Here is a 13,352-nt window from a genome sequence, read left to right as displayed (position 1 = left end):
GGTGTGACAAAATAGCGGTTTTACTTAGTCGCCCTAAAGCCAGCCTGTGGAGAGCCCGATGCGGGATCGCAATTTTGATGACATTGCAGAGAAGTTTTCCCGTAACATTTACGGCACCACCAAAGGTCAATTAAGACAGGCTATTCTCTGGCAGGATTTGGATCGCTTACTGCCCACGCTCGGTGAACAGAAATTACATATTCTGGATGCGGGTGGGGGCGAAGGGCAAACGGCCATCAAAATGGCGGAGCGCGGTCACTTCGTGACATTATGTGACCTGTCCGGTGAGATGATCGCCCGTGCGCAACAGGCAGCAGAGGCAAAAGGTGTGAGCGGAAACATGCATTTCATACAATGCGCCGCTCAGGATGTTGCTGCGCATTTGGAAAGCCCGGTTGATCTGATATTGTTTCATGCTGTGCTGGAATGGGTGGCCGAACCGGTTTGCGTGCTGCAAACCCTGTGGTCGGTATTACGTCCCGGCGGCGCGTTATCGTTAATGTTCTACAATGCTAACGGTCTGCTGATGCACAACATGGTCGCAGGGAATTTCGACTATGTGCAGGTTGGGATGCCAAAACGTAAAAAACGTACGCTTTCACCAGACTATCCGCGTGAACCAGGACAGGTTTACCAGTGGCTGGAAGAGATCGGTTGGCAGATAACCGGTAAGACAGGCGTGCGCGTGTTTCATGATTATCTGCGAGATAAGCATCAACAGCGTGACGGTTATGAAATGTTACTTGAGTTAGAAACGCGCTATTGCCGCCAGGAACCGTATATCAGCCTTGGCCGCTATATTCATGTCACCGCGCGCAAACCGCAGATGCAAGGATAACCTATGAGTGAATTTTCCCAGACAGTCCCCGAACTGGTTGCCTGGGCCAGAAAAAATGACTTCTCCATCTCTCTGCCGGTAGACAGACTTTCGTTCCTGCTGGCGGTAGCCACGTTGAACGGTGAGCGACTTGACGGTGAGATGAGCGAAGGCGAGTTGGTGGATGCGTTCCGCCATGTGAGTGATGCGTTTGAGCAAACCAGCGAAACCATCGGTGTTCGCGCCAATAACGCGATTAACGACATGGTACGTCAACGTCTGCTGAACCGCTTTACCAGCGAGCAGGCGGAAGGTAACGCTATTTATCGTTTAACGCCGCTGGGGATTGGCATCACGGATTACTATATTCGTCAGCGCGAATTCTCTACATTGCGTTTGTCGATGCAGTTGTCGATTGTTGCTGGTGAGCTGAAGCGCGCGGCAGATGCCGCCGCAGAAGGTGGTGATGAATTCCACTGGCACCGCAACGTCTATGCACCATTGAAGTATTCGGTAGCGGAAATTTTCGACAGTATCGATCTGACCCAGCGCATCATGGATGAACAGCAGCAGCAGGTAAAAGACGACATCGCACAGTTGCTAAACAAAGACTGGCGGGCGGCAATTTCCAGCTGTGAAATGCTGCTGTCTGAAACGTCTGGTACGCTGCGTGAACTGCAGGATACGCTGGAAGCGGCGGGGGATAAGCTGCAGGCTAACCTGTTATGTATTCAGGACGCGACGATGGCACATGACGATTTGCATTTCGTCGACCGGCTGGTGTTCGACCTGCAAAGCAAGCTCGACCGTATTATCAGCTGGGGTCAGCAATCCATCGATTTGTGGATCGGCTACGATCGTCACGTGCACAAGTTTATCCGTACCGCTATTGATATGGACAAAAATCGCGTCTTTGCCCAGCGTTTACGTCAGTCTGTCCAGAGCTATTTTGACGATCCGTGGGCGTTGACCTATGCCAATGCCGATCGTCTACTGGATATGCGTGACGAAGAGATGGTGCTGCGTGATGAAGAGGTCACCGGTGAGCTCCCGGCCGATCTGGAATATGAAGAATTTAATGAGATCCGCGAACAGCTGGCGGCAATTATCGAAGAGCAGTTGGCTATCTATAAATCCAGACAAACGCCACTGGATCTCGGATTGGTCGTGCGCGAGTATCTGGCGCAATATCCACGTGCGCGTCACTTCGACGTTGCGCGTATTGTTATCGATCAGGCGGTACGTCTTGGCGTAGCGCAAGCAGACTTCACCGGACTGCCAGCCAAATGGCAGCCGATTAATGATTACGGAGCCAAGGTACAGGCGCATGTCATTGACAAATATTGAACAAGTGATGCCGGTCAAGCTGGCGCAGGCGCTGGCGAATCCGTTATTTCCGGCGCTGGATAGCGCGTTACGTTCGGGTCGCCATATCGGCCTGGATGAACTGGATAATCATGCCTTCCTGATGGATTTTCAGGAATATTTTGAAGAGTTTTACAGCCGCTATAACGTGGAATTGATCCGTGCGCCGGAAGGGTTCTTCTACCTTCGTCCGCGTTCAACGACGCTCATTCCCCGTTCGGTCCTGTCTGAACTGGACATGATGGTCGGTAAAATTCTTTGCTATCTCTATCTCAGCCCGGAACGTCTGGCGAACGAAGGGATTTTTACTCAGCAAGAGCTGTACGACGAGCTGCTAACGCTGGCGGATGAAGCCAAACTGCTGAAGCTGGTGAACAACCGTTCGACCGGTTCGGACGTTGATCGCCAGAAACTCCAGGAAAAAGTGCGTTCTTCACTTAACCGCCTGCGTCGTTTAGGCATGGTGTGGTTTATGGGTCACGACAGCAGCAAATTCCGTATTACGGAATCAGTCTTCCGCTTTGGCGCGGACGTGCGCAGCGGTGACGATCCGCGCGAAGCGCAGCGTCGCTTAATTCGTGATGGCGAAGCGATGCCGGTCGAGAACCGCCTGCAGCTCAACGATGAGCCCGAAGAGAATCAGCCGGACAGTGGAGAAGAAGAATAATGATTGAACGCGGTAAATTTCGCTCACTTACGCTGATTAACTGGAATGGTTTTTTTGCCCGTACGTTTGACCTTGATGAGCTGGTTACCACGCTGTCGGGCGGGAACGGGGCGGGTAAATCCACCACCATGGCGGCATTCGTTACAGCGCTTATCCCGGACTTAACCTTGCTGCATTTTCGTAATACCACCGAAGCCGGTGCAACCAGCGGCTCACGCGATAAAGGTCTGCACGGAAAGCTGAAAGCAGGTGTCTGTTACTCGATGCTTGACGTGCTCAACTCGCGCCATCAGCGTGTGGTCGTTGGCGTGCGTCTGCAGCAGGTTGCCGGGCGCGATCGTAAAGTGGACATCAAGCCATTTGCGATTCAGGGGTTACCGATGTCGGTGCAGCCAACCCAACTGGTCACGGAAACGTTGAACGAACGGCAGGCTCGCGTTCTGTCTCTTGCTGAGCTAAAAGAGAAGCTTGATGAGATGGAAGGCGTGCAGTTTAAGCAGTTCAACTCGATAACCGATTATCATTCGCTGATGTTCGATCTGGGCATCATTGCCCGTCGTCTGCGCTCAGCGTCTGATCGTAGTAAATTCTACCGTCTGATTGAAGCCTCGCTGTACGGCGGTATCTCCAGCGCCATTACTCGCTCACTGCGCGATTACCTGCTGCCAGAAAACAGCGGCGTGCGTAAAGCGTTCCAGGATATGGAAGCGGCGCTGCGTGAAAACCGCATGACGCTGGAAGCGATTCGCGTCACCCAGTCAGATCGTGACCTGTTTAAGCATTTGATCAGCGAAGCGACTAACTATGTGGCGGCAGATTATATGCGCCACGCTAATGAACGTCGTATTCACCTCGACAAAGCGCTGGAATATCGTCGTGAACTGTATACCTCGCGCCAGCAGCTGGCTGCAGAGCAGTATAAGCATGTGGATATGGCGCGTGAACTGGGCGAGCATAACGGCGCGGAAGGCGATCTGGAAGCCGATTATCAGGCTGCGAGCGATCATCTGAATCTGGTGCAAACCGCACTGCGTCAGCAGGAAAAAATTGAACGCTACGAAGCGGATCTCGAAGAGTTGCAGATCCGTCTCGAAGAACAAAATGAAGTCGTGGCAGAAGCTGTCGATCGTCAGGATGAGAATGAAGCCCGTGCGGAAGCCGCCGAGCTGGAAGTGGATGAGCTGAAAAGCCAGCTTGCCGATTACCAGCAGGCGCTGGACGTCCAGCAAACGCGCGCCATCCAGTACACTCAGGCGATTCAGGCACTGAGCCGAGCCAAAGAGCTTTGCCACTTACCGGATCTGACCGCCGATTGCGCCGCTGAATGGCTGGAAACCTTCAAGGCCAAAGAGCAGGAAGCGACCGAGAAGTTGCTGACGCTGGAACAAAAAATGAGCGTGGCGCAAACTGCGCACAGCCAGTTCGAACAGGCTTACCAGCTGGTGGCGGCTATCAACGGCCCGCTGGCGCGTGGTGAAGCCTGGAGCGTGGCACGTGAGCTGCTGCGCGAAGGCGTTGAACAGCGCCACCTGGCGGAACAGGTTCAGCCATTGCGCATGCGTTTGAGCGAGCTGGAACAGCGTCTGCGCGAACAGCAGGAAGCCGAGCGTCTGCTGGCTGAATTCTGCAAGCGTCAGGGTAAACAGTTCGATATCGATGAGCTGGAAGCGCTGCACCAGGAACTGGAAGCGCGTATCGCCGCCTTGTCGGACAGCGTCTCTTCTGCCAGCGAACAGCGTATGACGCTGCGTCAGGAGCAGGAGCAGCTGCAATCGCGTATCCAGCATCTGATGAAACGCGCGCCTGTCTGGCTGGCTGCGCAAAATAGCCTGAATCAGCTTAGCGAGCAGTGTGGCGAAGAGTTTACCTCCAGCCAGGATGTGACCGAGTATCTGCAACAATTGCTGGAGCGCGAGCGTGAAGCCATTGTTGAGCGGGATGAAGTCGGCGCGCGCAAAAATGCGGTTGATGAAGAGATTGAACGTTTAAGTCAGCCGGGCGGGGCGGAAGATCAGCGCCTCAATGCGCTGGCGGAACGCTTCGGCGGCGTGCTGCTGTCTGAAATCTATGACGATGTTAGCCTTGAAGATGCGCCGTACTTCTCTGCGCTGTACGGTCCTTCGCGCCATGCCATCGTGGTGCCGGATCTATCACTGATTACTGAGCAACTTGATGGGCTGACGGATTGCCCGGAAGACCTCTACTTCATCGAAGGGGATCCGCAGTCGTTTGATGACAGCGTCTTCAGCGTCGATGAACTTGAAAAAGCGGTGGTGGTGAAAACCGCCGAGCGTCAGTGGCGTTATTCCCGCTTCCCGACGGTGCCGATTTTTGGTCGTGCTGCGCGCGAAAGCCGTATCGAAACCCTGCATGCCGAGCGTGAAGGGCTGTCTGAACGTTTTGCAACGCTCTCCTTTGACGTCCAGAAAACCCAGCGTCTGCACCAGGCGTTTAGCCGCTTTATTGGCAGCCATCTGTCGGTGGCATTTGAAGCCGATCCGGAAGCGGAAATTCGCCAACTGAACAGCCGTCGCGTTGAACTCGAACGTGCGCTGACCAATCATGAAAATGATAATCAGCAAAGCCGTATGCAGTTTGAACAGGCGAAAGAGGGGGTTTCTGCTCTTAACCGCCTGCTGCCGCGTTTGAATTTGCTGGCAGATGACACGCTGGCCGATCGTGTGGACGAAATTCGTGAGCGTCTGGATGAAGCCCAGGAAGCGGCGCGTTTTGTGCAGCAGCACGGCAACCAGTTAGCCAAACTGGAACCGATGGTTTCGGTTCTGCAAAATGACCCGGAGCAGTTTGAACAGCTGAAAGAAGACTACGCGTATTCCCAGCAGATGCAGCGCGACGCACGTCAGCAGGCTTTTGCGCTGACTGAAGTCGTACAGCGCCGGGCGCACTTTAGCTATTCCGACTCCGCCGAAATGCTCAGCGGTAACAGCGATCTGAATGAGAAACTGCGTGAGCGTCTGGAACAGGCGGAAGCTGAACGTACCCGCGCCCGTGAAGCGTTGCGCAGCCATGCCGCGCAGTTGAGCCAGTACAATCAGGTTATGGCCTCGCTGAAAAGTTCTTATGACACCAAGAAAGAGCTACTGAACGATTTACAACGCGAACTGCAGGATATCGGCGTTCGCGCAGACAGCGGCGCTGAAGAGCGTGCGCGTATTCGTCGTGATGAACTGCATGCGCAGCTCAGTAATAACCGCGCTCGTCGCAACCAACTGGAAAAAGCGCTAACCTTCTGCGAAGCGGAGATGGAAAACCTGACCCGCAAGCTGCGCAAGCTTGAGCGCGATTACCATGAAATGCGTGAGCAGGTAGTCACCGCCAAAGCCGGCTGGTGTGCGGTGATGCGGATGGTGAAAGATAACGGTGTGGAACGTCGTCTGCACCGTCGCGAGTTGGCCTATCTTTCTGGTGACGAACTGCGTTCGATGTCGGATAAGGCGCTCGGTGCGCTACGTCTGGCGGTTGCGGATAACGAACACCTGCGCGATGTGTTGCGTATGTCTGAAGATCCAAAACGCCCAGAGCGAAAAATCCAGTTTTTCGTCGCGGTTTACCAGCATCTGCGTGAACGTATTCGCCAGGATATTATCCGTACCGACGATCCGGTTGAAGCCATCGAGCAGATGGAGATTGAATTGAGCCGTCTGACGGAAGAATTAACCTCCCGCGAACAGAAGCTGGCGATCAGCTCTCGCAGCGTGGCGAATATTATCCGTAAGACGATTCAGCGCGAACAGAACCGTATTCGCATGCTGAACCAGGGTCTGCAAAGCGTGTCGTTTGGCCAGGTAAACAGCGTTCGTCTGAACGTCAACGTACGCGAGACGCATGCCACCTTGCTGGACGTACTCTCCGAGCAGCATGAGCAGCACCAGGATCTGTTTAACAGCAATCGTCTGACCTTCTCTGAAGCGCTGGCGAAGCTGTATCAGCGTCTGAATCCGCAGATTGACATGGGACAGCGTACGCCGCAAACCATTGGTGAAGAACTGCTCGACTACCGCAACTACCTGGAAATGGAAGTTGAGGTTAACCGTGGTTCTGACGGTTGGCTGCGTGCCGAATCGGGCGCCCTGTCCACAGGGGAAGCGATCGGTACCGGGATGTCAATCCTCGTGATGGTTGTTCAAAGCTGGGAAGATGAAGGGCGTAGACTGCGTGGGAAAGATATCTCGCCATGCCGCCTGTTGTTCCTTGATGAAGCCGCACGACTTGATGCCCGCTCCATCGCAACCCTGTTTGAACTGTGCGAGCGTTTGCAGATGCAGCTGATTATTGCTGCGCCGGAAAATATCAGCCCGGAGAAAGGCACAACCTACAAACTGGTGCGTAAAGTCTTCCAGAACACCGAACACGTTCATGTGGTGGGTCTGCGTGGTTTTGCCCCTCAGTTACCTGAACCCTTACCTGGGATAGAAGATGCCTCTTCGCAGGCAAGCTAAGTAAAAAGGCGGCGCTAAAGCCGCCTTTTTCTTTTCCGATATGCACATGATACCTGGTGTAATTTCTTTAGACTTCTTTACATTAGGTTAGGCAAAAATGATTTGATGTTTATATACTGAAGGTAAGCCTAACGCGTCACCGGGCTTGCTCGTCATACTTCAGAATGTATTGGCGTTTTACAGGCCCGCTCCCTTGAGAGTAACGGGGAATACAGGCGGTCTGGCTACTCAAAGTATGATAAAGAAAACAGGGGGCAAGGGATGTTGCTTAATAAAATGTGTGGTCGTCGGCTGTCGGCAATCAGTTTGTGCCTGGCCGTAACATTCGCTCCACTGTTCAACGCGCAGGCTGATGAGCCTGAAATGATTCCTGGCGACAGCTCTGCTGCCGTCAGCGAACAGCCTACAGCGTTATCGCAACCGCAGGTACAATCTTACGCGACAGGTGTGATGGCGGGAATTCAGTCTCTGCCCAATGGCACATCTGTGGACAAAGCCCGCGCTGAATTGCAATCTCAGCTACCAGCAGGCTATACGCCGGTTTATATGAGCCAGCTGGAATTACTGTATGCCGCACGCGAAATGAAACCGATGTGGGAAAATCGTGATGCGGTAAAAGCCTTTCAACAACAGTTAGCCGAGGTGGCGATTGCCGGGTTTCAGCCGCAGTTTAACGCCTGGGTTGCGTTACTAACTGACCCGGCAGTCACAGGCCTGGCACGTGATACTGTACTTTCTGATGCGATGATGGGCTATCTGCACTTTATTGCCAATATCCCCGTCAAAGGTAGCCGCTGGCTCTACAGCGATAAGCCTTATGCACTGGCAACGCCACCGCTCTCCGTTGTTAACCAATGGCAGGTAGCGCTGGACAACGGTCAGCTAACTTCATTTATCACCAGCCTTACACCTCAGCATCCACAGTATGCTGCGATGCATGAGTCGTTGCTGAAGCTGGTGGGGGATTCGCGACCCTGGCCACGGTTAACCAGCACCACGACGTTGCGTCCCGGTGAATGGAGTAATGATATCCCGGCGCTGCGCGAAATTCTGCGTCGTACCGGAATGCTGAACGCCGGTGTCAGCACTTCTGCCAAAGAAGGGCGTAGCGCCTACGATCGCGAACTTGTTGACGCGGTGAAACGTTTTCAGACATGGCAGGGGCTGGGGGCCGATGGCACGATTGGCCCTGCGACGCGTGACTGGCTGAACGTGACGCCTGCTCAACGCGCGGGCGTACTGGCGTTAAATATTCAGCGTTTGCGCCTGCTGCCGAGCGATCTGTCTACCGGCATCATGGTAAACATCCCAGCCTACTCGCTGGTTTATTATCAGAACGGAAATCAGGTGCTGGCTTCCCGTGTTATTGTCGGACGTCCCGATCGTAAAACGCCGATGATGAGCAGCGCGTTGAATAATGTGGTTGTAAATCCACCGTGGAACGTGCCGCCGACGCTGGCCCGAAAAGATATTCTGCCTAAATTGTGGAACGATCCGGGGTACCTTGAGCGTCACGGGTATACTGTAATGCGCGGCTGGAACAGCAAAGAGACGATAGATCCGTGGCAGGTTGACTGGGCTACAATCACCGCCTCAAATCTGCCGTTCCGCTTCCAGCAGGCACCGGGCGCGCGTAATTCGCTGGGTCGCTATAAATTCAATATGCCGAGTTCGGACGCCATTTATCTGCACGATACGCCAAACCATAATTTGTTCCAGAAGGATACTCGGGCGCTAAGTTCTGGCTGTGTGCGCGTGAATAAGGCCTCGGAACTGGCGAATATGCTGCTGCAGGATGCTGGCTGGAATGATACGCGCATCTCGGATGCCCTGAAGCAAGGGGATACGCGGTATGTAAATATCCGCCAGAATATTCCGGTCAACCTGTACTATTTGACTGCCTTTGTGGGAAGCGATGGACGTACGCAGTATCGAACAGATATTTACAATTACGATCAGACAGCGCGATCCAGCGCACAAATCATGTCGAAAGCTGAGCAATTAATCAGATAAATGAAGCAGTTCGAGGAAAATGATTGTCGTAAGTTATGACGAAAACGGGGCAGGATGGCTGCAAGCCCCGTATTTCCTGGGTTTGGGAGCCTTGACGTGGACTACTTAGCCAGATAAGGTTTCCCGCGTGCGCTAGAGCATACATACGATAACATTGACCTGTAGACCTTAATACCATGGACAAATTTGACGCTAATCGCCGCAAACTGCTGGCGCTTGGTGGCATTGCCCTCGGCGCTGCCATCCTGCCTACGCCTGCGTTTGCTACACTCTCCACCCCACGTCCGCGTATATTGACTCTGAATAACCTGCATACCGGTGAGTCAATTAAAGCAGAGTTTTTTGATGGCAGGGGCTATATTCAGGACGAATTAGCAAAACTTAATCACTTTTTCCGTGACTTTCGGGCGAATAAAGTGAAATCCATCGACCCGGGATTGTTTGATCAACTCTTCCGTCTGCAGGGATTGCTGGGTACGCGTAAACCCGTACAACTGATCTCCGGCTATCGTTCCATCGATACCAATAATGAACTCCGTGCACGCAGTCGCGGTGTGGCAAAGAAAAGCTACCACACGAAAGGCCAGGCCATGGATTTCCACATTGAAGGCATCGCATTAAGCAATATTCGCAAAGCTGCGTTATCTATGCGCGCAGGTGGTGTAGGATACTACCCCAGCAGTAACTTTGTGCATATCGACACCGGGCCTGCACGGCACTGGTGATCCGTAAGCTTAATGAAACAGGAGCTGTATGAACTATCGTATTATTCCGGTCACTGCATTCGCCCAGAACTGCTCGCTAATCTGGTGTGAGCAGACGCGTCTGGCCGCACTGGTCGATCCCGGCGGTGATGCCGAGAAAATCAAACAGGAAGTCGATGCCAGCGGTCTGACGCTCATGCAGATCCTGCTTACCCATGGACATCTTGACCATGTAGGGGCAGCGGCTGAACTGGCACAGCATTACGGTGTACCGGTTATTGGGCCGGAAAAAGAAGATGAGTTCTGGCTGCAGGGGCTGCCTGCGCAAAGCCGCATGTTTGGCCTGGGTGACTGTGAGCCGTTGACGCCCGATCGCTGGCTAAACGAAGGCGATCGGATTAGCGTCGGCAACGTAACCTTACAGGTGCTGCATTGCCCGGGTCATACACCGGGACATGTGGTCTTCTTTGATGAGCAATCAAAGTTACTGATTTCGGGTGACGTGATTTTCAAAGGCGGCGTAGGGCGCAGTGATTTCCCGCGTGGGGATCACAGCCAATTGATTGATTCGATTAAACGTAAACTCTTGCCATTGGGTGATGACGTGACGTTTATCCCGGGTCACGGCCCACTTTCTACGCTGGGTAACGAACGGCTACATAACCCGTTCCTGCAGGATGAAATGCCAGTCTGGTAACACCGCAGATAAATAAAAAGGCCGCGATTGCGGCCTTTTTATGCGCAATAAATTACAGCACTGCGACAATCGCTTCGCACAGCGGTGCCATGTTATCTGGCGTCATTCCTGCGACGTTTACACGTCCGGAAGCGACGGCATAGACACCAAACTCTTCACGCAGACGCAGAACCTGTTCTTTTGTCAGGCCGCTGAAAGAGAACATACCGTTCTGTTTGATGATAAAGCTGAAGTCGCGGTTTGCACCTTTCTCCTGCAGCGTATTGACAAACAGTAAACGCATGCGCTGAATACGTTGGCGCATGTCAGTCAGTTCCTGTTCCCAGATGGCACGCAGCGCATCGTTGCTCAGAATTGTGGCGACTACGGATGCACCGTGGGCTGGCGGGTTGGAGTAGTTCGCACGAATTACCGATTTCATCTGGCTAAAGGCACGATCAACGGTTTCAGCATCAGCTGCAACCAGTGTACAGGCACCTACGCGCTCATTGTACAGACCAAAGTTTTTGGAATAGGAGCTGGCGACAATCAGCTCTTTATGCAGCGCGGCGAATGCACGCAGACCCTCTGCATCTTCTTCCAGACCACGCGCAAAGCCCTGGTAGGCGAAGTCGAACAGTGGTAACCAACCTTTTTCGACTGACAGCTGAGCCAGCGTTTGCCACTGCTCCAGCGTCGGATCGATACCGGTCGGATTGTGGCAGCATCCGTGGAATAATACGACGTCGCCAGCTTGTGCTTCAGCCAGGCTTGCCAGCAACGCATCAAAGTCCAGTGAATGGTTTGCAGCATCGTAATAGTTATATTCACGCACTTCCAGACCAGCAGAATTAAATACGCTCTTATGGTTCGGCCAGCTTGGGTTGCTGACCCACACGCGTTTTGCGCTGGTGTTTTTTGCCAGGAAATCAGCGGCCACACGCAGGGCACCCGTACCACCAGGGGTCTGTGCGGTACGCGCGCGTTTTTCATTAATCAGAGCACTTTCTTTACCAAACAGTAATTCCTGAGTGCAGCGACCAAACTCTGGAATACCGTCAATGCCAAGATAGTTTTTGGTGGTTTCATTTTCCAGGATATATTGCTCGGCTTTTTTAACGCTGGTCAGTACCGGCGTTTTGCCTGTCTCATCTTTATATACACCGATTCCGAGGTTGATTTTCCCCGGGCGGTCATCGGCACGAAACAAATCAGCCAGGCCCAAAATGGGGTCGGCAGGAGCGGCGGTAATGTTCTCAAACATGACGAGGTTCCATTGTGGTTACAGAAGGGAAGTCCGCTATCAGGTTAACGGTAGATTTACAAAATGCCAACCGTTAGTGACGAAAAGCAGGGGTGTTTTTTGAAGACGCAAGAATCCGCTGGCGGATATAAAAAAACAGGACCGAAGTCCTGTTTTTTAGGCATTTAGCAAAGAGGTCTGCTATTAGAACTGGTAAACGATACCCACTGCAACGGTGTCGTCAGAGCCTACGCCCAGTTTGTTGTCAGAATCGATCTGGTTGATGATGTAATCAACATAGGTGGACATGTTTTTGTTGAAGTAGTAAGTCGCGCCCACTTCGAAGTAGTTCACCAGATCTACGTCACCGATACCTTCGATATCCTTACCTTTAGATTTGGTATAGGCGAGGGACGGACGCAGGCCGAAGTCGAACTGGTACTGAGCAACTAACAGTACGTCTTCAGTTTTGTTCGCATAACCGTTAGAAATGCGGGTTGCGTTGCGGGTTTCGCTGTAGTTCGCTGCCAGGTAGATGTTGTTAGCATCGTATTTCACGCCGGTAGCCCACTGCTCAGCTTTGTCGCCATGGCCGCGCAGAAGCGGGTTTTGCTGGGCATCGGTACGGTCAGCCGCGCCGTATGCACCGACGATACCGAAGCCTTCGAATTCGTAGCTTACAGAACCGCCAACGCCGTCACCATTAGAGCGACGAACGTCATCACGCTCGTTTTTACCCAGGTACTGAACAGCGAAGTTCAGGCCTTCAACCAGACCGAAGAAGTTGGAGTTACGGTAAGTCGCGAGGCCACCGTTACGCTGAGAGAAGAACTGGTCGGAAGCCGCAGTATCGCCACCGAATTCTGGCAGCATATCGGTGTAACCCAGTGCATCGTATACGACGCCGTAGTTACGACCGTAATCGAAGGAACCTGCGTCACCGAATTTCAGACCAGCAAACGCCAGACGGGTTTTGTTCCCATTCTGAGAGTCGTCACCGCCTTCGGAGTTATTGCCGCTGAACTGGTATTCCCACTGGCCGTAACCGGTCAGTTGGTCGTTAATCTGAGTTTCCCCTTTGAAACCAAGACGGGCGTAAGTCTGATCGCCATTAGGTGCGTAGGCGTTGTCACCGTTGTGCTTGGAAAAATAGTGCAGACCTACAGCTTTACCGTAGATGTCTACTTTATTGCCATCTTTGTTATAAACTTCTGCAGCGTTAGCTGCCCCGGCTACCAGCAGAGCAGGGATAACCACTGCAAGAATATTGCGCTTCATCATTATTTATTACCCTCATCGGTTTTTATATGACACCTGCCACTGCCGCCAATAAATTCCGTCAATAAAAATTTACGGAACTATTGATGAGAGTTTGGTGTCTTTATGTGTCTGCAGGCATCTTTCCAT

Annotated in this window: 9 protein-coding genes; 7 read left to right on the top strand and 2 right to left on the bottom strand. The window is 52.8% G+C overall.

Going from position 1 to position 13,352, the window contains the following annotated elements:
- Positions 1–58 precede the first annotated feature (58 nt).
- From cmoM to OGY19_RS16415, 7 genes are all read left to right on the top strand, one after another.
- Complete coding sequence (gene cmoM / locus OGY19_RS16445; protein WP_040231810.1) at positions 59–838, top strand: tRNA uridine 5-oxyacetic acid(34) methyltransferase CmoM; 780 nt, start codon at positions 59–61, stop codon at positions 836–838.
- Between the two features lie 3 nt (positions 839–841).
- The gene (gene mukF, locus OGY19_RS16440; RefSeq protein WP_115602303.1) at positions 842–2,164 is read left to right on the top strand and encodes a chromosome partition protein MukF; all 1,323 of its coding nucleotides are present in this window, start codon (positions 842–844) and stop codon (positions 2,162–2,164) included.
- Positions 2,145–2,849, top strand: a complete 705-nt coding sequence (gene mukE / locus OGY19_RS16435; RefSeq protein WP_016152457.1) for a chromosome partition protein MukE — start codon at positions 2,145–2,147, stop codon at positions 2,847–2,849. The genes mukF and mukE overlap by 20 nt, the downstream gene beginning before the upstream one ends.
- On the top strand, positions 2,849–7,309 hold the full coding sequence (gene mukB, locus OGY19_RS16430; protein ID WP_115602302.1) for a chromosome partition protein MukB: 4,461 nt from the start codon (positions 2,849–2,851) through the stop codon (positions 7,307–7,309). Before mukE ends, mukB begins: the two co-directional genes overlap by 1 nt.
- 261 nt (positions 7,310–7,570) lie before the next feature.
- Positions 7,571–9,322: a L,D-transpeptidase gene (gene ldtD, locus OGY19_RS16425; protein WP_115602301.1), complete on the top strand. Its 1,752-nt coding sequence runs from the start codon at positions 7,571–7,573 to the stop codon at positions 9,320–9,322.
- A gap of 176 nt (positions 9,323–9,498) precedes the next feature.
- On the top strand, positions 9,499–10,047 hold the full coding sequence (gene mepK / locus OGY19_RS16420; RefSeq protein ID WP_003831948.1) for a peptidoglycan L,D-endopeptidase MepK: 549 nt from the start codon (positions 9,499–9,501) through the stop codon (positions 10,045–10,047).
- A 28-nt stretch (positions 10,048–10,075) separates the two neighbouring features.
- A complete protein-coding gene (locus OGY19_RS16415; RefSeq protein WP_003831949.1) occupies positions 10,076–10,723 on the top strand; it encodes an MBL fold metallo-hydrolase in 648 nt (215 codons plus the stop codon).
- Positions 10,724–10,775: 52 nt separating this feature from the next.
- On the opposite strand, the gene aspC is transcribed toward OGY19_RS16415, so the two are convergent.
- On the bottom strand, positions 10,776–11,966 hold the full coding sequence (aspC, locus tag OGY19_RS16410) for an aspartate transaminase (RefSeq protein ID WP_061067624.1): 1,191 nt from the start codon (positions 11,964–11,966) through the stop codon (positions 10,776–10,778).
- Positions 11,967–12,149: 183 nt separating this feature from the next.
- The gene (gene ompF / locus OGY19_RS16405) at positions 12,150–13,226 is read right to left on the bottom strand and encodes a porin OmpF (protein ID WP_048212129.1); all 1,077 of its coding nucleotides are present in this window, start codon (positions 13,224–13,226) and stop codon (positions 12,150–12,152) included.
- Positions 13,227–13,352 lie beyond the last annotated feature (126 nt).

This window comes from Citrobacter sp. Cy070 (assembly GCF_030332245.1).
GTDB lineage: Bacteria > Pseudomonadota > Gammaproteobacteria > Enterobacterales > Enterobacteriaceae > Citrobacter > Citrobacter youngae.
This window is presented reverse-complemented; position numbering and strand designations above follow the sequence as displayed.